This window comes from Granulicatella sp. HMSC30F09, assembly GCF_001806915.1.
Lineage (GTDB): Bacteria > Bacillota > Bacilli > Lactobacillales > Aerococcaceae > Granulicatella > Granulicatella adiacens.
This window is the reverse complement of the sequence record NZ_KV786404.1, coordinates 84,394-105,472: the sequence shown is the minus strand read 5'-3', so window position 1 is coordinate 105,472 and position 21,079 is coordinate 84,394. Positions and strand designations below refer to the sequence as shown.

The 21,079-nt window shown below is 35.6% G+C and carries 21 protein-coding genes, 1 other RNA gene and 1 pseudogene; 5 read left to right on the top strand and 18 right to left on the bottom strand.

All coding sequences use genetic code 11. The annotated features are described in order from the left end of the window. Window positions 1-38: 38 nt before the first annotated feature. Together HMPREF3103_RS00515 and HMPREF3103_RS00510 are read right to left on the bottom strand one after the other, a co-directional pair. Window positions 39-848 (bottom strand): Cof-type HAD-IIB family hydrolase, encoded by an 810-nt coding sequence (locus HMPREF3103_RS00515; RefSeq protein ID WP_070436775.1) that lies wholly within the window; start codon window positions 846-848, stop codon window positions 39-41. A 44-nt stretch (window positions 849-892) separates the two neighbouring features. Further along, entirely contained in the window at window positions 893-2,038 is a 1,146-nt protein-coding gene (locus HMPREF3103_RS00510; RefSeq protein WP_070436773.1) for a dipeptidyl aminopeptidase, read from the bottom strand. A gap of 94 nt (window positions 2,039-2,132) precedes the next feature. Between HMPREF3103_RS00510 and HMPREF3103_RS00505 the strand changes: the two genes are divergently transcribed. Continuing rightward, window positions 2,133-2,447: a winged helix-turn-helix transcriptional regulator gene (locus HMPREF3103_RS00505; RefSeq protein WP_005605402.1), complete on the top strand. Its 315-nt coding sequence runs from the start codon at window positions 2,133-2,135 to the stop codon at window positions 2,445-2,447. Between the two features lie 57 nt (window positions 2,448-2,504). On the opposite strand, the gene HMPREF3103_RS09715 is transcribed toward HMPREF3103_RS00505, so the two are convergent. The 14 genes from HMPREF3103_RS09715 to mnmA form a co-directional block, all read right to left on the bottom strand. Beyond that, window positions 2,505-3,587, bottom strand: coding sequence for a 3D domain-containing protein (locus HMPREF3103_RS09715; RefSeq protein WP_070436772.1), 1,083 nt, complete (start codon window positions 3,585-3,587; stop codon window positions 2,505-2,507). A gap of 114 nt (window positions 3,588-3,701) precedes the next feature. Continuing rightward, window positions 3,702-4,187, bottom strand: a complete 486-nt coding sequence (locus tag HMPREF3103_RS00495; protein ID WP_070436770.1) for a nucleoside 2-deoxyribosyltransferase — start codon at window positions 4,185-4,187, stop codon at window positions 3,702-3,704. Between the two features lie 83 nt (window positions 4,188-4,270). Next, window positions 4,271-5,896, bottom strand: coding sequence for an ABC-F family ATP-binding cassette domain-containing protein (locus HMPREF3103_RS00490; RefSeq protein WP_070436768.1), 1,626 nt, complete (start codon window positions 5,894-5,896; stop codon window positions 4,271-4,273). Window positions 5,897-6,013: 117 nt separating this feature from the next. After that, window positions 6,014-6,295 carry a helix-turn-helix domain-containing protein gene (locus HMPREF3103_RS00485; RefSeq protein ID WP_070436766.1) on the bottom strand — a complete coding sequence of 94 codons (282 nt, stop codon included), beginning with the start codon at window positions 6,293-6,295 and terminating at the stop codon, window positions 6,014-6,016. Continuing rightward, on the bottom strand, window positions 6,243-6,503 hold the full coding sequence (locus HMPREF3103_RS00480) for a hypothetical protein (RefSeq protein WP_049555538.1): 261 nt from the start codon (window positions 6,501-6,503) through the stop codon (window positions 6,243-6,245). The genes HMPREF3103_RS00485 and HMPREF3103_RS00480 overlap by 53 nt, the downstream gene beginning before the upstream one ends. Window positions 6,504-6,609: 106 nt before the next feature. Further along, a complete protein-coding gene (locus tag HMPREF3103_RS00475) occupies window positions 6,610-8,241 on the bottom strand; it encodes a Na/Pi cotransporter family protein (RefSeq protein ID WP_070436764.1) in 1,632 nt (543 codons plus the stop codon). A 76-nt stretch (window positions 8,242-8,317) separates the two neighbouring features. After that, on the bottom strand, window positions 8,318-9,535 hold the full coding sequence (locus HMPREF3103_RS00470; protein WP_070436762.1) for a DUF438 domain-containing protein: 1,218 nt from the start codon (window positions 9,533-9,535) through the stop codon (window positions 8,318-8,320). Next, entirely contained in the window at window positions 9,536-9,769 is a 234-nt protein-coding gene (locus tag HMPREF3103_RS00465; RefSeq protein ID WP_005605389.1) for a DUF1858 domain-containing protein, read from the bottom strand. It lies immediately after the preceding gene. 10 nt (window positions 9,770-9,779) lie between these two features. Next, window positions 9,780-10,787 (bottom strand): CPBP family intramembrane glutamic endopeptidase, encoded by a 1,008-nt coding sequence (locus HMPREF3103_RS00460; protein ID WP_083278674.1) that lies wholly within the window; start codon window positions 10,785-10,787, stop codon window positions 9,780-9,782. Continuing rightward, window positions 10,765-12,141, bottom strand: coding sequence for an MATE family efflux transporter (locus tag HMPREF3103_RS00455; RefSeq protein ID WP_070436758.1), 1,377 nt, complete (start codon window positions 12,139-12,141; stop codon window positions 10,765-10,767). The genes HMPREF3103_RS00460 and HMPREF3103_RS00455 overlap by 23 nt, the downstream gene beginning before the upstream one ends. Beyond that, a complete protein-coding gene (locus HMPREF3103_RS00450) occupies window positions 12,141-12,872 on the bottom strand; it encodes an HAD family hydrolase (RefSeq protein ID WP_070436756.1) in 732 nt (243 codons plus the stop codon). Before HMPREF3103_RS00450 ends, HMPREF3103_RS00455 begins: the two co-directional genes overlap by 1 nt. Further along, window positions 12,872-13,312 (bottom strand): ACT domain-containing protein, encoded by a 441-nt coding sequence (locus HMPREF3103_RS00445; RefSeq protein ID WP_070436755.1) that lies wholly within the window; start codon window positions 13,310-13,312, stop codon window positions 12,872-12,874. The genes HMPREF3103_RS00450 and HMPREF3103_RS00445 overlap by 1 nt, the downstream gene beginning before the upstream one ends. Before the next feature lie 101 nt (window positions 13,313-13,413). Then, entirely contained in the window at window positions 13,414-15,816 is a 2,403-nt protein-coding gene (locus HMPREF3103_RS00440) for an SF1B family DNA helicase RecD2 (protein ID WP_070436753.1), read from the bottom strand. A 24-nt stretch (window positions 15,817-15,840) separates the two neighbouring features. Next, entirely contained in the window at window positions 15,841-16,965 is a 1,125-nt protein-coding gene (gene mnmA / locus HMPREF3103_RS00435; protein ID WP_070436751.1) for a tRNA 2-thiouridine(34) synthase MnmA, read from the bottom strand. Window positions 16,966-17,182: 217 nt separating this feature from the next. Here mnmA and HMPREF3103_RS00430 point away from each other — a divergent pair, with 217 nt between their 5' ends. Further along, complete coding sequence (locus HMPREF3103_RS00430; protein ID WP_005605381.1) at window positions 17,183-17,419, top strand: helix-turn-helix domain-containing protein; 237 nt, start codon at window positions 17,183-17,185, stop codon at window positions 17,417-17,419. 73 nt (window positions 17,420-17,492) lie between these two features. On the opposite strand, the gene HMPREF3103_RS00425 is transcribed toward HMPREF3103_RS00430, so the two are convergent. Then, window positions 17,493-17,840 carry a cysteine desulfurase gene (locus tag HMPREF3103_RS00425; RefSeq protein WP_005605379.1) on the bottom strand — a complete coding sequence of 116 codons (348 nt, stop codon included), beginning with the start codon at window positions 17,838-17,840 and terminating at the stop codon, window positions 17,493-17,495. Window positions 17,841-17,913: 73 nt separating this feature from the next. Continuing rightward, the gene (locus HMPREF3103_RS00420) at window positions 17,914-19,020 is read right to left on the bottom strand and encodes a cysteine desulfurase family protein (RefSeq protein WP_070436750.1); all 1,107 of its coding nucleotides are present in this window, start codon (window positions 19,018-19,020) and stop codon (window positions 17,914-17,916) included. A gap of 139 nt (window positions 19,021-19,159) precedes the next feature. Between HMPREF3103_RS00420 and HMPREF3103_RS00415 the strand changes: the two genes are divergently transcribed. The 3 genes and pseudogenes from HMPREF3103_RS00415 to HMPREF3103_RS09575 all read left to right on the top strand — a co-directional run. Next, complete coding sequence (locus tag HMPREF3103_RS00415; protein ID WP_070436747.1) at window positions 19,160-20,431, top strand: replication-associated recombination protein A; 1,272 nt, start codon at window positions 19,160-19,162, stop codon at window positions 20,429-20,431. A 69-nt stretch (window positions 20,432-20,500) separates the two neighbouring features. Then, window positions 20,501-20,690: non-coding RNA, 6S RNA (ssrS, locus tag HMPREF3103_RS00410), on the top strand. 174 nt (window positions 20,691-20,864) lie between these two features. Next, window positions 20,865-21,079 (top strand): annotated as a pseudogene (locus HMPREF3103_RS09575) (ISL3 family transposase); the annotation flags it as partial.

Genomic DNA, 21,079 nt, shown 5'->3' with positions numbered 1-21,079 from the left:
AGGGTGCACTTCAATGTTACATTTTGCTTTTTTGCTCTTTACTGAATTAACTTATCAATCGCTTTAATGACGCCATTGTTTTCATTGGTATCTGTTACGATATCTGCAATAGCTTTTACTTCTTCGCTGGCATTTCCCATTGCAATCGCAAGTCCTGCATATTCTAACATTTCGATGTCATTTGCTGCGTCCCCAATAGCTGCGATTTCGCTTGGTTGAATGTTTAGGTTTTGAGCTAATTTTTCTAAACCAAAAGCTTTGTTCACACCTTTTGCTAGAACTTCTACTAAATACTTTTGACTACGAACCACATAAAATTCGTCTCTCCACTCTTCTGGAATAAATGTTTCAAACTCATTAAGTTGTTCTTCATCTCCCATTAGTAGAATTTTATAGAAATCAGTGTTTAAAGACTCTTCGGTTGGAATTCTTTTCAGCTTGCCACTCACAAGTTTTACATCAAACTCCATCCATTCTGTTGGATCCTCATCGAATGAATAATAGTATTTAACACCAGCCCCCATAACGCTAACTCCGTGTTTCTTGCCTAGTTCAATCCATTTTTGAATTGCAGCAGAATCAACAAAGGCATCCATCACGCGTTTACCGGTTTGACTCTCATAAATGTTCGCACCATTTTGGCTAATAATATAGTGGTTTTCTTCTAAATAGCCTAAGTCTTTTAAATAAGGACGAATTCCACTCTCAGGGCGTCCAGTACAAAGAACTAATAAAGTATCCGTTCCTTTTTTATGGAAATCTTTGAAGTATTTTTTTGTTTCTTCTAGTATTTCTTTTTTACTGTTTAATAATGTGCCATCCATGTCAATAGCTACTAGCTTAATCATAGAAATCCTCCTAGTTCTAAGTTGCTAATATCTATTTTATCAAATTAACAACCATTTAACCATTCAAAAATGACATCGTTTGTGACAAAGGATGCTCCATTCTGACAGTGAAGCTCACTAAAGTATTTTTCTTTATCAAATACAACTAATCTCTTTTCTTTTATACTGAGTGAATGGTAGTATTCGATCCCTAATGACGAATCATAATAGTTATCTTTTTTTGAAACACAAATTAACACTGGATTTTTCACCGGAAGCTCTTCAAATTCCCTACAATAACGAATAATTTCATTTAAGGAGCTCTTTCCAAACACCCATTTTGCGTTTTCTATTTGCCAATTTAAGAATGGAACTTTCTTGATATAGAAAGAAACAATTTTCTCAATTGCTACTGGGAATCCAGTTTCAAGATAACGATGAAGGAATTTTGGAATATTCGTTTTAAAGGAATCTAGTAAGGACGGAAAATAATTATATAATACTACTTTGTCTAATACTTGTGGATTTAAATTAGAAGTACGAGCCATAAGTAAACCACCTAAAGATAATCCAATTCCAATTTTAGGAGATACAATTTCATTCTTGTAAGCATCTCCTACCTGAGAAACAACCGTATCCCAGTTGGGTATAAAAGCTTTATGTTGATAGCGTATGACATGGGATTGCCCTGGTCCTTCAAAAAGGATACAATTATATCCTTCGTCTAAAGCTGCTTTAACATTTGTGAAATAAAGTTCCTCCAACAATCCATCAAAACCACTACAAATTAGTAAAGTTCCTTTACATTTTTTTGTTGTTCTAAATGATAAAGTACGTAAAGTCACTTCTTTAAAATGTATGTTTTTCATTTGATACGGAATTTGTAAAAGGTCTAACCCACGATAAAAGTATTCAACGGAATTGTTATAGACTTCTAACTTCCTAGAGTCAGTTGGATGTAAGAAAAATTCAGCAGCTTGATAATAACGACTAGCTCTTAAAAAAGCCTTTCCTTTAGAGATGTCACTTATATAAAATCTACTTGTTAATAAATCCCCAACCTCCTTCCACTCAGTATACCAAGACTCATAGTCTCTTTCTTTAATCCTTTCTGCAGTAGTAGAAACCTCAGCAAAATCACTTCCCCCATATGGGCAGTACCACATTAAGCGTCTCGTCTCAAAATCAAATTCAAACGTCTTAAAAAACATTTTTATCCTCCTTAATAGTCTAAATACATGTTAATATGTATAATTATAAAGAATAATTATACAATTAATAGAAGTTACTTTGAGGTGCCTGCATATGGAAAATGAAACATATTTACGAAAATTAGCTCTCCCATTGTTAGGAAAATGGAGTGTCTTTATCTTATTAACTCTCGAAAAAGAAGAAATGTACTTTGCGCAAATTGAAAGAACACTCGGTTCCATTTCTCGTAAAGTCCTTACCCAATCTTTAAATGATTTAATCGAAATCAACATTCTATACAAACGTGGTAAGGCCAGTACTGGTCATAAAACCTATTATGGATTGACGCCTTTAGGAAAAAGGCTACTTCCCCTGATTCATCAAATTAAAGAATGGATTCGTGAAAATAAAGACGAATTAGAAAATTAAATCATAAAAGAATATTAATAACAAAAAAACACTCTTGGTCTCAAGAGTGTTTTTTCGTTATTTTAAGATTTTAATTGTAACTGTTCTTCTTCCCCATTGATTGGCTTGATCGACAGAAACGAAATGAAGGTCAATTTTATTTCCCTTTATCGCACTACCAGTATCCCCAGCAATTGCAACGCCATAACCAGGAACCTCAATCAAACTTCCTAAAGGAATGACACTTGGATCCACTGCAATGACGGTTGGATTTGAGCGCAAATCAATTCCTGTTGCTGTATAGTATCCTAAACCCGGTTCATTATATGAATATCCAGTTGCGACTACTTGTAGTGTTCTTCCGCTAGATTGTGAGGAACTTGAACTGTTTGAGGTAGTCGTAGGCGTCTCAGTCGTAGTAGGAGCTGCTTGAGTCGTCGACGTTGAAGGCTCAGCGGCTACTGGTTTAGCAGCTGTCGTATCCTGACTAGAAGTAGATGGCGCCACCTGATTCGTTTGTTTAGAATCACTCGTTAAAGCAGCAATTGTAGGTGAAAAAGCTACTTTTGCTTCTTTCTTTTCCTTTTCCATCTTCTCAAATGTCGCTTTATTGTCAGCTATCAACTGCTTAAGTCCTTCAATTGAGCTTTGGTAGGATTGACTTTCAGAAGTTAATTTTTCTTTCTTGGTTTCTAAATCACTTTGTGCCTGAGAAGCTTCAGTTTTCAAACGATTCAACTCATTCACTTGATCTGCCAAGTTCTTCAATACTTCTTCATCGGATTGGAAGAACTGTTGAAATACAAATAAACGATTTAGAAAATCTGAAATACTTTCTGAATTTAATAAGTGAAGGATACTGTAAGTTGCTAAATCTGAAATTTGCATCAATTGCAATCTTTTACTAGCAACCACTTTTCGTTCTTCCACTTTCGCTTCTTGAGTTTTCACTTTTTCCGCAAGGGTTTCTTGCTCTTTATGAAGCGATTCAATCTGTTGGTTTAAACTTTCAATTTCTTGATACTTTGTATTCACTTTTTGTAGTTCTGACGATAATTGAGCTTCTAATTTTTGCACATCCGTTTCTTCTGCAAACACAGAAGGAGCTAAAGGTCCTGCAACAAAAAAGAATGCTGTTGTTGTCAAAAATAGTTTTTTCATCTTTTTCAAAAGCGATATTCACCACACTTTCTCCAACATACTCCTTATTTTACAAGAGGAACATATGGAGAACGTATCAGTTATATTACAAAGTTGTAACAAAAGTTTACAGTTTTATGATTCCTTAAGATAGGCTTTTAGAGCTTCTAATAATTCATCGCTGCTGGAAACAATCTCTCCTCTAAGTTTTACCAAGCCTACTGTATATAAATTTACATAGCTAAATTGTGATTCAGCTACCTCTTGCAAGGCAGCTATTTTTTGAGAATTATCTGCTCCTTGTTGACGACTGTCTGTGTATAATCCAAGAATTGGCATGTCTGCATGGTACGCTACCCCAATTTCACTTGCTACACCAACATCAATAACCGCTCCATCTAATACCGCAATCATTAAATCAGAATCTAATAACGCATCTGTGTCATATTGGGCAATCATTGTTGAGTCTGCATACGAGCTCTTATCATTAATCGCCATTTGTTCTTGTGGCAAATACACCTCTACTCCTGGAAATTGATTGCGAATCTTTTCTACGAGTACTTTGTTAAAGGCTAATTCCATTTCCGAGAATAATGGACTTGCAAAATAAATTTTTGTCATTTGAATACCTCCTCTAATAACTTTATCCTACACTAAAAACACCAAAAAGACCAGAAGACATTTCACTCTTCTGGTCTAGTCCATTAATTATATAAAGCATCTACTCGTGCTTGAACTGCCTCATCTTCAAGGAACTCATCATAAGTAGAGCCAAGACGGTCCACAATGCCTTTTGGTCCAATTTCGATAATACGGTTTGCTGTTGTTTGAATGAACTCGTGGTCATGACTTGAGAATAGTAATGAACCTTTGAACGCGATTAAACCATCATTCAATGCTGTGATTGATTCTAAGTCTAAGTGGTTTGTTGGATCATCTAAGATTAACACGTTTGCTTTAGAAAGCATTAATTTAGATAACATACAACGCACTTTTTCTCCCCCTGAAAGAACCGTTACTTGTTTCATAACATCGTCTCCAGAGAATAACATACGACCTAAGAAGCTACGTAAGAAGGTGTTATCTTGCTCTTCCACTGGCGCGTATTGACGTAACCACTCTAAGATGTTTAATTTTTCGTTTGAGAACTCATCTGTCATATCTTTTGGTAAGTATGCTTGACTAGTTGTAACACCCCACTTGAATGTACCACTGTCTGCTTCCATTTCGCCTGTTAAAATCTTGAATAATGTGGTGATCGCAATATCTGAACGGCTTAAGAAAGCAACTTTATCATCTTTAGATAATTGGAAGCTTACGTTTTCGAAAATCACTTCGCCATCAATTGTTTTTGATAAACCTTCGACTAATAATAAGTCATTCCCAATTTCACGCGCAGGTGAAAATCCAACGAATGGATATTTACGGCTTGAAGGTTGAATATCATCCAATGTAATTTTATCCAACATTTTCTTACGAGAAGTCGCTTGTTTTGATTTAGAAGCATTCGCAGAGAAACGAGCGATGAATTCTTGTAATTCTTTGATTTTTTCTTCTTTTTTCGCGTTTTGGTCTGCTAATAATTTCGCAGCTAATTGGCTTGAATGTAACCAGAAATCATAGTTACCAACGAACAATTTAATCTTACCAAAGTCAACGTCCGCCATATGCGTGCATACTTTGTTTAAGAAGTGACGGTCATGAGAAACAACGATGACTGTGTTATCAAAGTTGATTAAGAACTCTTCTAACCATGAGATTGATTTTGCATCCAAACCGTTTGTAGGTTCGTCTAATAAAAGAACGTCTGGTTTACCGAATAACGCTTGTGCAAGTAACACTTTAACCTTGTCTGCTTCGACTAATTCGCTCATTAGTTTGTAGTGTTGATCTTCAGTGATTCCTAAGCCTTGTAATAATTGAGAGGCATCACTTTCAGCTTCCCAACCGTTTAATTCAGCAAATTCCCCTTCAAGTTCAGCGGCGCGAATACCATCTTCATCAGAAAAGTCTTCTTTCATGTAGATAGCGTCTTTCTCTTTCATAATGTCATATAAATGTTTATGCCCCATGATTACAGTATCGATTACACGTTCATCTTCGAATGCGAAGTGGTCTTGTTTTAAGACCGTTAAACGTTCATGTGGATCTAGAATCACTTCACCAGTTGTTGGTTGTAATTCTCCAGATAGGATTTTTAAGAAAGTTGATTTTCCGGCACCATTCGCACCAATAACCCCATAACAGTTTCCTGGTGTAAAAGTGATGTTTACATCATCAAACAATTTACGGTCTGAAAATAATAGACTTACGTTTTGTACTTTTAGCATTTCGTTCTCCTTTGTTTTTGAATTCGATTCATTCTATCATACTCTCACTCTTTTTTAAACCTTTGTACTAACTACGACACAAAAATAAGCTAGTCTGCTGTAGACTAGCTCACTTGCTTACTTTGTGAATTTTAATTCGACCTTGTACCCATTCTTTGCAGCTAACTCAATAATCGTCGACAGTCTTGAATTACTCTTCCCGTTTTCAAGAATGGAGACTTTATTTTGCATTAGTTCATTCGCTTTGGCGTATTTTCTCTGAGAAAGTCCCGTTTCCAATCGCAGCTCAACTAACTGCAAGGCAATCTTTTGCTTCGAATACTCCTTATTAAAATCCTCTACAAATTCAGGATAAGTAGACTCTAACTCTGTGTATAACTTCTTTTGGTATTGGCCCATTTGGTACACCTTCCTTATAGTTTCTGGATACTTCGAAAACTAAAGTATCACGATTATCCTTAACCTCTCCCCATTTTTCCCAGACGGATGGCGTAATCCCTTCCTCTTCAACAATGGTCAGTATCGCAAGTATTTTTACTAACTCATCATAAGGAAAATCTTTAATCTGCTCGTATGTCGATTCTCCAATTTCATATGTTTCCCCCATAAACATCCCTCCTAATCTCATTATACTTTATAAGAGTGATACCGTATACGGTATCACTACACTTTTACAAAAAAATCCGTAGACAAAATGCCTACGGATAATTTAATTATTCAGTTACAATAACCGGACGTTTTAAACGTTCCACAGTTTCAGCAATGTTTCTGAAATGATCACTCACACGTTCTAAGTTACTGAGTAAATCCATAACAAAGATTCCAGATTCCGCTGAAGCAATTCCTTTATTCATACGTTTCATATACTTGTCACGTACCTCAATTTTTAATTTATCAATGTCACGTTCAATTTGTATTGCTTGTTGGACTTTCTCTTGATCCCCTGTAGATAATGCATCAATGGATAACGCAAAACCTCTTTTAATAAGCTCATAGATTCCGTCTAATTCTTTAACGGTATCTTCATCAAGAAAAATTTCACGTTCGATAATCGATTTTGCAAAGTCCGCAATATTTTCTGCATGATCCCCGATACGTTCAATATCATTTGCAGTACTAAATAATTCATCAATCGTTTGCTGGTCTTTAGCAGAAACTTTTTGTTGAGAAATTTCCACTAAATACTTAACAATCGCTTTTTCATAAGCGTTGATATTTTTCTCGTTCTCAAGCGCCTTTTTAACAAGCTTTTTATCTCTGTTACGAGCTGCGCCTACTGCATTATCAAGAGCTTGAATCGTTTCTTGAGCCATTGCAGCAAATTCATACATGGTATTTTCTAAGGCGATTGAAGGAGTAACCAAAATGCGTTTATCAAGATAACGCGTAATGCTTTCTTCTTCATCTTCCCCATCTGGAATAATCATTTGGATTAATTTCACTAGAAGATTTGTGAACGGGAATAAGATAATCACGTTTACGATATTAAAAATCGTATGAGCATTGGCAATTTGTCGAGCCACATTCCCTGGATCAATGTTTTCAACGACATTCACAAGAATGTTACTTAAGAAAATCATGAAGTAAATTGTACCAATGATATTAATCATTAAGTGGAATAAAGCTACTTGTTTTCCTCGGCGAGAAGTACCCAAACTACTAATTAATGCGGTCGTACATGTTCCAATGTTATCACCAAAGATAATGAAAATAGCAGTTGTAATTGGAAGCACACCTTGACTAGCAAGAGCAATTAAAATCCCAATCGTTGCTGAAGAACTTTGCAACACAAATGTCATTAAAAGACCGATTCCTACACCCACGAATGGATTGCTACCATATTGAAGAATCCAGTTTGTAAATTCAGGTAATTCTTTTAGAGGTTCTAGTGAGTTACTTAATGTACTCATCCCGATAAATAGAATCCCAAAACCTATAAAGATTTCACTCGCTTCTTTTACTTTTGGATTTTTCGTTAGCATGTTGGCTACTAAACCAGCAGCTATGACAAGCGGTGCCCATTGTGACAAGTTAAAGGAAACCATTTGTCCTGTAATGGTCGTCCCAATATTGGCCCCGAAGACAACTCCAACCGCTTGAGCTAGTGTCATAAGACCAGCGTTTACGAAACCAACAACCATTACTGTCGTTGCTGAAGAACTTTGAATAATCGTAGTTACAAACATCCCTACTAATACGGACATCAAACGATTTTTTGTCAATCTACGAATGATTCCTTTCAATCCTTCACCTGCAACTTTTTGCAATCCGTCGCCCATCAATTGCATCCCGTATAAGAATAAACTGAGTCCTGCAATTGCGCCTAGAATCATCTGCGTGTACATAAAATTGTAACTCCTTTAAAGTATAACGTTTAGGTATAAATTCATTTTCAGAAAGATTGTAACACATCAATTCTAATTACGAAAGTGTTCTCTTTATATCCGTTTTTTCAAAATGCTCAACAAGAGGTTTAATATCTTGAACATATTCAAGACATCCCATATACTTCCCTTCTTCATCCCAAACGGCATGATAGGTCACATGAACCATTTTATCTTCTGTTTTAAACCACATTTCTTCTTTTTCTTTCTGTTTTGATTTTAATTGTTCAAAAATTGTTTGGACCGTTTCATGGACACGAGGCGGGTGGCATAGAATAACATCTCTTCCAATTGCACTTGGAGTTCTCTTGAAGATTTTTTCTTCGCCATTTCCCTCATTATAGTACTTGACTATATTTTGAGCGTCTACAAAAGATAATTCCATCGGTAATAAATCTAAAATTAAATTCAATTCTTTTAACGAAAGCGAACCGGTAGATAAAGGAATATCTCCCTCTGATTCAACTTGTGTTTCCTCTTTTACTGGGGAAAATGATTTCTTAACAGCCCATTCTTTTTCAGGTTTAACGATACAGTATCCATATTCAGGTGACTGAGACGCTATTGCTTCCCAATCGTCTACATGAAACACTTGCTCTACCATGGGGATTAAGATATTTTCTTCTTTTTGAATCATCTCTAACATTTCGTCACGGGCTATTTGAAATTCTTCCAAAGTGGATTCTTTACCATCTTTCAAAGCTTTTTTGAAATCACGGTACAAATCTCTTATTTGGTCGTGAACTCCCCACATCACTTTTGGAGGAGCTGTAATTCCCTTTTTTTCCATTATCGGAAACATCGCATATTCTTTACGTTGATAATGATTTTCAAACTGATCCAGCAAAGAAATTTGTCTTCTTAATCCTTTTTCAATTGTAGAATCCTTTGTTTCGAGATAATTGACTAAGAGGCGCTCCACTCTATCTAAAGCCCCTCTAATAGCCAAATTCTCCATTTTCATCACATGAACTGGATGTCCTGGTTGTTCAAAATCAGCTACTGATGTTTGTGTATTCACTTTAGAACCCATCAAATTGGCGTGAACATTACATAAACTCATGATTTCAGCAAAAGTAATACCTTCACTCATTAAGTTTCTTTCCATCAATTGAATCTCGTATGGAGAAATCTCGTCAAACACTTCATTGAACTCTTCTTGAATAACTTCTTTATCCTCACCCGCGTGAAGTCTGAGCATTAGATTTTTTAGAATTTCTTGACGTTCTTCCATAGTGTAATCTTCTTTAGCCATCTAATCCCTGCTTTCTTTTACGATATATCCATTCGCTTCAAGAGTTTCTACAATGGTAGTCAGTGGAATTTTAGCGATCTTTGACCCTTTTTTTAGACTAGTTATTCTCCCCACTGTTTGTACCATTTGTGGTTGATTTAAGGGGGTAAACCCGATTTCCACTAACAAATCCTTTACTTCTGGGTGTTCCTTTAAAGTAGTAAATACAGTGTCTTCTAAATAGATTGTATTCATTGTAAACCTCCTAGAAACCACGTTGGATAAAGTAAATTCCAACTGAATAGTACAATATCACTAGAATATATAAAACAATCTGCCATTTAGTAAAAGTGATGAACCCAATTCCTTTAAAGGCATGATTCTCACTAATGTAAGCTTTAATCTCTGGTAATTTTGCAAATAAAATATAAATTAATAGAACAAATCCTAGAAGTTCTAAAATCGAATGGAGTGGATGTTTGTCTATCACAATGGCAGGAGAAAGGTAAACATCCACAATAATTGCAAAAATAAAGTTATTAATCATATGAAACGCTACAGCCCATTGGAATCCATACTCAAATGCAATATAGGCTAACAGAATTCCCAAGAAGAATGTAAAAATTTCTTGTGATAAATTTGCATGGAATAAAGAGAAAATCATTGCAGAAAAACCAATCGCAAATATTTTCCCATAGCGTTCCATTCGGTATCCAATAAAACCTCTAAAAATAACTTCTTCAATAAATGGAGCAACAACGCCTAAATAAAGTACAAATACAATACTACTCGTAATTTCTGGAGAAGCATCTCCTAAAAGCGTAGCAGGAATCCCCATTTGTGTAAATAATTTATCGATTCCCATTAGAATCAACTTAGAAACGAAACGAATCCCAAAAATGGAACCAGAGATTAAGAAGAAAGTTCCTACGTTCATTTTCTTAGGAGCAACATGTTCAAAAATCCGTTTAAATGGGAATTTAGTTTTAACGACCCAAGCAATAAGGCCAACAAACGCACCAATGTACAAGAATACAGCTGTAATGGTATAAACAAAGCTAGTATCCATGAGTAAATAATAATATTTCGAATCTAATTGCATTTGTCTTAATACAGCTCTTCCTAAAAGACTAAAGAAGAAAAAGATTACAAAATAAATTAATAGTCTCCTTGCAATTGATAAAATATCCTTCTTATACTCAGATTTTACATTCTCTTTTGAAGGAGAAGTTTCCTCAATATTAAAATCATCATTTTGTGTTTGATACATCATTTCCACCTCTATTAATTTTATTTTTAATAACAGCTCGTTTTAGACGAAAGACTAAAAACGTGCAATTGGACATTAAGCCCAAAATTAATCCTATCCAATATGAAAATGGACCGAAATTAAAACCATAATGTAAAAGGAAACTAATGGGTAGTCCAATAATCCAATATCCAACTAAACACAAGATAAACGGCATTTGAACATCCTTAAATCCTCTTAGGATTCCTTGTATAGGAGCAGCGATAGCATCAAATAGTTGAAAAAGTAAACTATATGCTAAAAATTGAATGGTAAGTTTAATAAACTCCTCTTCACTTCCATAAAAACTTGCAATGGTATTCAAATTTAACGCTAAACATATAAGCGTCACAACTGCAATGATAAAAGATGTCAAAATCCCTATCTTACTATATTGAACCGCTGATAAAATATTTTTCTGCCCAACTTCAAAAGATACAATAATCGTTAAAGCAGTAGAAATACTAATAGGAAAAGCATAAATCAATGTAGCAAAGTTCATAGCGGCTTGGTGAGCTGCAATAACCGTTGTTCCAAACCCTGCCATTAATAATCCTACAAAACAAAAAATTGCAACTTCTGCAAAAATCGATAATCCAATGGGAAATCCAATTTTAAAAGGTTCCTTCCATAAGGATAAACGGATTCCTTCCCATTTAAAAATGGGATATTTTTTTAATTCTGAGTGCCATTTAAAAACAAAATAAGCAATGAATAATAAGCCCCAATAAGCTAAAGCCGTTCCCAGCCCCGCTCCTGGCCCTCCCATTTCTGGAAAACCAAATTGACCGTAAATCAGAGAATAGTTAAAAAATACGTTCAACGGGACCACTAAAACCATCAATAGCATTGAAAGTTTGGTTAACCCTAGGGCATCTACAAATGATCGCATTACGCTAAATAATAGTAAAGGTACTAACCCAAGAGATAACCAGGATAAGTACTCAAACGCAATCTTTTCTACTGACAACTCTAAATTCATGATTCCTAGAGTAGGCTTCAAAAATATCCAGCCAAAAAGAAATAATAGAAAAGCAAGAAAAATTCCAATAAGTAAATATTGACGCATGACTTCTATAATTTTCTCTTTTTTCTTTTGACCTAAATATTGGCCAACGATTGGAACTAACCCAGAAACTATCCCTGTCAACATCGTAAAGAACGGTGAGTATAGGCTTCCTCCTATCGAAACGCCAGCTAAATGGACCTCATTATAACGTCCCGTCATTACTGCATCAATAAATTGAGCTGAGTAATTCGCTAACTGATAGATTAAGATTGGAATCAAAATTTTTAGTAAATATTTTATTTTATGATTTTTTTGAGTAGTAAGTTCCATTAATTCTCCTTTATTAACTCCTCGATGGAATTTACTTTAAAGAATGCGGTTTTAAAACAATTCTCATTGTCTTCTTTATTCACAACAGCTACAAATCCTGCGGTATGACTTGCAAACTCTTCATCAATAGAAGAATCTCCAATATAGATCATTTCATGAAATGATACGTGGAACACATTTGAAATAGCCTCTAAAGCGTCGATTGCAGGTTTAGAAGGAAAATCGTCAGTTGTTCCGATAAAATCAAATAAAGATTCTACCTTCAATACTTCTAATACGGCTTTAGTTGGTAATTTGGAATCATTTGTTACTAAAGCTAATGTAAAACCCAACTCTTTGAATCGTTGAAGAGTCTTTTTAACATTCCCCAGAGCGATAATTTTATCTGGATTGGAAGTAATATATTGATAAAAAAATTGAACCGTAAACTGATAATTCTCCTCAATATCAAACTCTCCAAATTGAGCAATCACTTCCAGCATGTCTCGAACGCTTCCTGATGCAATAACACTATTTTCAATTATTTCAGAGCTGGTAATTCCTAACTTTTCATATAAAGTCCGATTTTCCTCTTTATTTAAACGCATTCCATTTCTCGCTAATAAAGCTTCGATAACTTGTAAAGTAGGCTCCAACCATAAAGCGGAAGTATCTGTAAGCGTCCCGTCTTTATCAAAAATAAGAACCTTAATCTGATGATGATTTAAATAATCCAAAAATTTCATTGTCATTATTCAATACTTTGGAGCTCAACGGAAATAATATTTTCTAATGAGCTGATTTCCTTCAATACTTCTTCTACACTAACAGTTGCTTCAGAAATATCAATCATAATTTGAACAACCGCTACACTATGAATGGCTAATCCTTGGAATATCGTTAAAATATTCATGTTACGACTCGCAAATACATCTAGCGTTTTCGTTAACGTTCCTCTAATGTTCTTCATATGAATATTGATAGAAGCTTTTCTTCCCGCATTCACAGAGGAGAAACCTTGTACTTTGCGATAATATTTGTAGTACACACTTCTGGAGATGCCAACCATTTTCACTACTTCGGTTACATCTTTTGCTTGTCCAGTAGCAAGTAATTCCTTTGCTTGCAAGACTTTAGAAAAAACCGGTGGCACAGCATCTTCTGATACTAAAAAATGTTTTTGTCTACTCATTTGCTGTCCTTCTTTCATAATCATTTGTATCCATTTTACCTTATATCAAGGACAGATATCAATTGATTCCTGGAAAAACAAAAAAGAAGTCAGAAAAAATTCTAACTTCTTCTCATAAAGTCATATGGAGAAAGATCCTCCATTCCAATCATCGGAGATATCATTTCCTGTTCAATCATTCTTAAGGTTAACATATTGTTTTCTTTTATATTTGAATCCTCCTCAATAAATGAATGAGAATCACTTGTGTCTTCTATAATTTTTTCTTCGAATTCCACAAAAGTACTTATACTTAAATCTCTAAGGAATTCTTGTAAAAAAGTTGCTCTTTTAGGGGAAATGGTAGTCGCGCTTTTTTGAAAGGCTCCCGCCTCTCCACATAAAATTAAGTACTGTTGACTTCTAGTAACTGCTGTATACAGAAGATTTCTTTGAAGCATTCTAGAATATTGATTAACCATTGGTAGAATCACCATTTTAAATTCGGAGCCTTGCGCCTTATGAATAGAACAGCAGTAGGCTAAAGTTAATTGTTGCCAATCCGTTCTAGTGTACTCCACCTCAGTTTGGTCAAATAAAACATAAATCTTGTCTACTTGATCTTCATTTTCTTTTGCAAATTGAATTGCCGTAATCTCCCCAATATCTCCGTTATAAACATTTTCCTCAGGCAAATTCACCAATTGGAGAACTTTATCTCCAACACGAAACACTCTATCAAACGATTCCACCTCACGAACACTATTTCCAATTTTCGGATTTAATATTTCTTGCATCATTTGATTAATGGCGTTTATTCCAGAGTCTCCCTTGTACATAGGAGCTAATACTTGAATATCTTTTTTCGTGTAGCCTTTTTTCAAAGCTGCGACCACTACTTGTTCGATAATCGACACTAGGCGCTCCGGAGTACAAGGTAGAAAACTTCTATCTAGCTGTTTTTGAGCGAAATTATTCGGTAAAAAACCATCTTTAATACAGTGAGCTAATTCTACAATAGAGGATTGATTTGTCTGACGATGGATTCGTTTCAACTCCATTGAAGGAATTGATTTTGTTTCAAGTAAATCTGTAAGAACTTGACCAGGTCCCACAGAAGGCAATTGGTTACTATCACCGACTAACAATATCTTCAAACGATCAGGAGAAGCCTTTAATACACGATTCATTAACCACGTATCCACCATTGACATTTCATCAATGATTAAAAACTCACCATTAATCTCTTTATCTTCAAAACTTTCTTCGGGACTATCAATAGCAATCCCTAGTAAACGATGGATTGTTGATGAAGGATATCCCGTGAGTTCGTTCATTCTTTTAGCCGCACGACCTGTCGGAGCCGCTAAAACGAGAGCATCTTCTACATCTTGAATTTCGTTCAATTGGCAATAGACATCAATCACAGCATTTATAATGGTTGTTTTTCCCGTACCAGGTCCACCTGTTAATACAAAAATCGGTTCATGCATAATTTGATGAATGGCTTCTTTTTGAGATTCATCATAAATGATGTCAAATTTTTCTTGGGTCTTTTGAATCGCTTCACTAATGGATTCTTTAGAAAGAGTGTCTTTTTCATTAGTGACTCTTCTAGAAATTGCATTTCGTATTCCAAGCTCTGCATAATAAAGAGAAGCGATAGCAATTCTACTTTCGTCTGAATAAACAACGCCTTCTCGAATTAAATCATTTAAAGCATCTACCATTTTTTCAGGATCAATTAAATAATTCTGACAGGATTCTAACAAACGCTGCGCTTGAGTAATTAAGACTTCACTTGAAATATAAGTATCGCCTGTCTGGTAGCAGAAGTCTCTAGTAACAATAAATAAGGCACCTTTCAATCTTGATGCATCATCAGGATCAATTCCCATTGATTGAGCAATACTATCCATTCGCCTAAATCCAAGACCTTCAATTTTTTGTAACAATAGATAAGGATCTTCGTCTAAAATCTGTTTGGCTTTGTCTTTAAACATTCCAATAATCTTTTGTGAGATAGAAGGAGTAAAACCTAAATTCGTTAACTCAAACATCAATTTTTCTGTGCCTTGATTTTGAGTAATAACTTCACGGATCATTTCCTTTTTCTTTTTCGTTAATCCTGTAATTCCATCTAGAGCATTGTCATCATTTAATATCCGTTCGAGAGCATCTTCTCCTAATTTTTCAACGATTTTCTCAGCAGTTTTCTCCCCAATTCCTGGGAAATGAGCGCTTGAAAAATATTGAATGAGACCTCTTTTCCCAGTAGGTTGTGTTTGTTGATAATTATCCGCTTGAAACTGTTCTCCGTATTTTGGATGTGAGACAATTTTTCCATTAAAACGATAGGAGATATCCGAATGAATTTGGCCGAAAATACCTGTAACAACAATCTCGTCATCAACTGATACGCAGTTTGACTCAATCACACGGACTAACAAAACTTTGTAAAAATTTTGTGCATTCTCAAAAAATGTTGTCAGTACTTCTCCAACAATATAATTAGCCTCGCTCATTGGTTATCTCCTTTCTTTAAAATTTTAAACGTATTGACGTTCTTTTCCTTCCATAAACGCTTTATCAATGATGCCTCCACCAAGGCACTCTTCGCCGTTATAAAATACGACAGCTTGGCCAGGTGTAATCGCACGAACAGGTTCATCAAAAATTACCGTTGCCCTCGTTGGATCCTTTTCATCTAACACAACTTTCACTTTTGTATCTTGTTGACGGTATCTAAATTTAGCCGTACATTCGAACGTTTTCTCTCTTGGTAAATCGTTCGTAAATTGAATATCTGTTGCTGTTAAGCTATCTGAGTAAAGGTTTGGATGATGGAATCCTTGACCAACATATAAAGTGTTTGTTGATAAGTCTTTCCCGATAACGAACCATGGATCATTCGTCTTACCACCGCCACCGATGCCAAGGCCTTGGCGTTGTCCAATTGTGTAGTACATGAGTCCAGCGTGGTCGCCTTTTACTTCTCCATCAAGGGTCACCATTTTACCAGGTTTAGCTGGCAAATAGTTTGATAAGAACTCATTGAAGTTACGTTCTCCGATGAAACATACGCCAGTTGAATCTTTCTTCTTAGCAGTCGCAAGATCATACTTTTCAGCAATCTCACGCACTTCTTTTTTCTCTAAGTGTCCAATTGGGAACATCGCTTTTTCTAATTGCTTTTGATTCAATTGACTTAAGAAATACGTTTGGTCTTTATTATTGTCCTTTCCTCTTAATAGGTGAACAATTCCATTCTCATCTTTTTCTACACGTGCATAATGTCCCATGGCAACATAATCTGCTCCTAATTGCAGTGCATAATCTAAAAACGCTTGGAACTTCACTTCTTTATTACACATCACATCTGGGTTTGGTGTACGTCCCAGACGATATTCGCGAAGGAAGTATTCAAATACACGGTCCCAATATTCTTTCTCAAAATTTACTGAATAATATGGAATACCGATTTGTTCGGCAACCGCAGAAACGTCTTTATAATCTTCTGTCGCAGTACAAACTCCATTTTCGTCCGTATCATCCCAGTTTTTCATAAAAATACCGATGACATCGTATCCAGCCTCTTTTAATAAAAGAGCTGTTACGGAAGAATCCACTCCTCCACTCATGCCAACGACAACCCTAATTTTTTCATTACTCATTTTTTCACCATCATTTCTTTTTATTTCCTGAACTAGTCGATTTGAAGGTCGAGTTGTCAGATTTATCCTTAATTTTAAATTTATTTTTTAATTTTTCAAAAAAATTGCTTGAAAATCATTGAAAATGCGATAGTACTGGGATTTTTGCCCAGTCGTGCTTTTGACAAACGATTTCATTTTCACTATAATTATATTGAGAAAAAGGGGGCGAAGGTGTATGATGATCTCTTTACGAGCAGCACGGGTTAATCGTAATTTAACACTGTTAGAAGCCGCCAAATATCTTAAAATAAACAAAGATACGCTTACGAAGTATGAAAAAGATTCAACCAATCTTCCATATTCTTTAAGCAAGAGAATGCAGGAGCTCTATGAAGTTCCTAGCGAGAATCTTTATTTTGGCGATACCTTAAGCTTCGTAGCACAATTCAAACCGCTACCAGAAGTCGAATAACAGTCCATAGGGTACTCTGCCCGTGCATGATAAATGAGACAGTTCAAATTGAACTGTCTCTCTTTCTTTGTCCTTATTTCGTTGTTACTTCTAGAACTCCACGTTCTACTAAGCCTTCTAAAATGAATTCCAATTTTTCAACAGCCATTGCTGTATTTGATTTTCCATACAAATCTACTGTTTGAAGACCATTCTTAGTAACCGTTGAAATTTTTAATGATTTTTTATCTTTGTCAACCATCACTTTTAATTTTAAGCCACGGTGATCATCAATGGTATTATCTAAACTACGAATTAGTTGAAAATTCCCAGATTTTGTCTCTGTAAAGCCATTATCACGTAATGTGTATCCTTTACATGTTGGACTAACCGAAAATACTTGGTTTGACCCTTTTAATGATGCAGTTGGTGTAAACGCCATATACATTTCTCCTCTTTCTTTTTCTACAAAATTAGTTTACCATACTTTACCTTTAAACAAAAGCTCTCTTTCACTAGAAAGCATCCACAAATGCATCAATATCCCCTTTTGTTGACCCCATTCCAAATGAAAGTCTGACAGACTCTTCAAGACGACTCGTTTCATCTGGATGCATTGCAGATAATACCGGACTAATTTGCACGCTTCCAGCTGAACAAGCAGATCCAGCAGATACTGAAACATCTTTCAAATCATTAAAGATTAATGTTTGCGTTGCTTTTCTTCCTTTTAGCCACAGGTTACATATATGTGGATTCTTTGGATTAGCTACGCCGTTAAACTCAAATTCAATGCCTCTTTCAGACAACTTCGCGATTAGATACTCACGTAACTCTTGATAATTTTGAACGAGCTCATCTCTTTTCGTCACAACGATTTGCATTGCTTTTTCCAGACCTAAAATATAAGGAACGTTCTCTGTTCCTGCTCTAAACCCTAACTCTTGTCCACCACCCTTAATTAAAGCATGAATTGGCGCATCTTTTGATTTATATAAGAATCCAATCCCTTTTGGTGCGTAGATTTTATGCCCAGAAGCTGTTAAGTAGTCGATACCATCAACATTAATTTCTTCTTGTGCAAAAGCTTGAACGGCATCTGTATGAAAATAAGTAGGAGTGTCTTTTAACAGAGCAGCAATTTCTTCGATTGGAAAGCGGGCACCTGTTTCATTATTAACGGTCATAATTGAAACAAGACGAGTATCCTCTCTAAGAGCTTTTTCAACCGCTGACACCTCAACACTTCCCTCTTTATTCGGAGCTAAGTACGTCACCTCAAAGCCCTCTTTTGCTAAAAATTCAGCTGATTTACGAACAGAAGGATGCTCTACTGCAGAAACAATAATATGTCCTTTTTCCTTTGCAAAATGCTCCCGAATACTCTCGAATACTAAATTGTTTCCTTCTGAACCTGAACTTGTAAAAATAATGGCATCGTGTGGAGAGGCTTTTAGTTCAGATAAAATAGCTTTTCTCACACGTTCGATTTTTTGTTTTTGTTCACGACCAATGCGATACACACTAGATGGATTCCCAAAAGATGACATTTCCTTTGTAATCACTTCTAAAACTTCCGGATGAACCGGCGTTGTTGCTGCATAATCTAAATAATTCACCATGCATTCTCCTCACTTTCAAACAATATTATTATAAGGGAAGTCTATTTATTGTCCTAACAAGATGTTTTAATCTTTCCTATTATATCATTCTTTCAACTTATGATACACTTAACTTAAAGAAATTTAAGGAGGAACTGAAATGAACCACCAACCGCTCGCTTACCGCATGCGACCTCGAACGATTGAAGAAGTGATTGGTCAAGAGCATCTTGTCTCTCCTGGAAAAATCATCAATCGTATGGTTGTGGCCAAACAATTATCATCCATGATTTTATACGGACCTCCAGGAACTGGAAAAACTAGTATCGCTAGCGCCATTAGCGGAAGTACGAAAGTATCCTTTAGACAACTAAACGCAGCAACTGATACAAAAAAAGAATTGCAAATCGTTGCCGAAGAAGCAAAGATGTCTGGTAGTGTCATTTTACTACTTGACGAAATTCATCGACTAGATAAAACAAAACAAGACTTCTTATTGCCCCATTTAGAAAACGGACGAATTATTTTAGTGGGAGCAACGACTGAGAATCCATATATTTCGATTAACCCAGCGATTCGCAGTCGTACACAAATTTTCGAACTCAAACCACTCTCTCCTGAAGATATTATAAAGGCTCTCGTCAATGCAATTGAAGATGAAGAACGCGGATTAGGAAAACTCAATTTAAACGTCACTGAAGAAGCTTTGAATCACTTTGCAAGTAGTACCAACGGAGACGTTAGAAGTGCCCTAAACGCGCTTGAACTAGCGGCAAAGTCTACTGAACCTAGTGTAGATGGATTAATACATATCACGATTCAAATCGCAGAAGAATGTATCCAAAGAAAGGCTCTCTCGTATGATAAGGACGGAGACCAACATTACGATGTCATCTCTGCTCTTCAAAAATCCATTCGCGGTTCAGACGTGAATGCAGCCTTGCATTACGCTGCTCGTTTAATGGAAGCTGGAGATCTTACAAGTTTAATGAGACGTCTTTTAGTCATTGCTTACGAAGATATTGGACTAGGAAACCCACAAGGCGTATCCCGTGCTGTTTCTGCTGTTCAAGCCGCTGAACGTCTTGGGTTACCTGAAGCTAGAATTCCTCTTGCAAATGCGATTATCGAACTTGCCCTTTCACCAAAATCAAACACTGCGATTCGTTCTATCGATAGCGCCTTGTCAGATGTCAGAAAAGGTCGTGCAATAAGTATTCCAGACTACTTAAAAGATGCTCATTATTCTGGAGCTCCAAAGTTAGGACGTGGCATTGGATATAAATATCCTCATGACTACCCAGGACATTTTGTAAAGCAACAATACTTGCCAGATGCTCTTAAAAATGAGGAATATTTTAAGGCAGAACCAACCTCTTCCTACGAGGAAGCCTTGATGAAACAATACCAAAAATATCGTCAAAATAATTAGTGATTTCTTAAGAAATCGGTACCAAAAATTTATTGCATTTCGCCTATTCATGTGCTACTATAATGACATAGAGATCTATGATGTGCGCGGTATTTACTAAGTGTTGACCGAACAATTTACGACTTTTTAGGGATTCAGATTGATGTTACTGATAACAAGCCTTTTCACTTGGTAGTTAGGAAGTAATACATAGAAGCCCACCTGCTTTAGATGCGGGTTCAAACTAACAAATACATCAAACGGCATCGTTGGAAATCTATATAAAGTTATTAACTTTAGGCCACTCTTCATGAGTGGTTTTTCTTTTACTTAAAGGTTCTATAATTTTTAGGGTTGATGGAAATTTTCCACAACCCTATTTTAGTGTATACAAAAAGGCCAACATCCATTATATTAAAAGCGCCTAAACCTAAAACAAAAGGATGATGACCATATGAACAATATACTAGAAGCTACGCTACAAATCAAAGATAAAAATATTATTTGGGATAATAAAGTTCAAGAGAAGATATTTAAAAAGAGAAAATCTTTATTTTATTCAGCTACATATACGCATAAACCAGAATTTTGTACCGTCTGTGGATGTGTTAGCCAAAATCATAATATTGTTAAAAATGGGACGAAAACTTCTCGTATCACTCTCTGTTC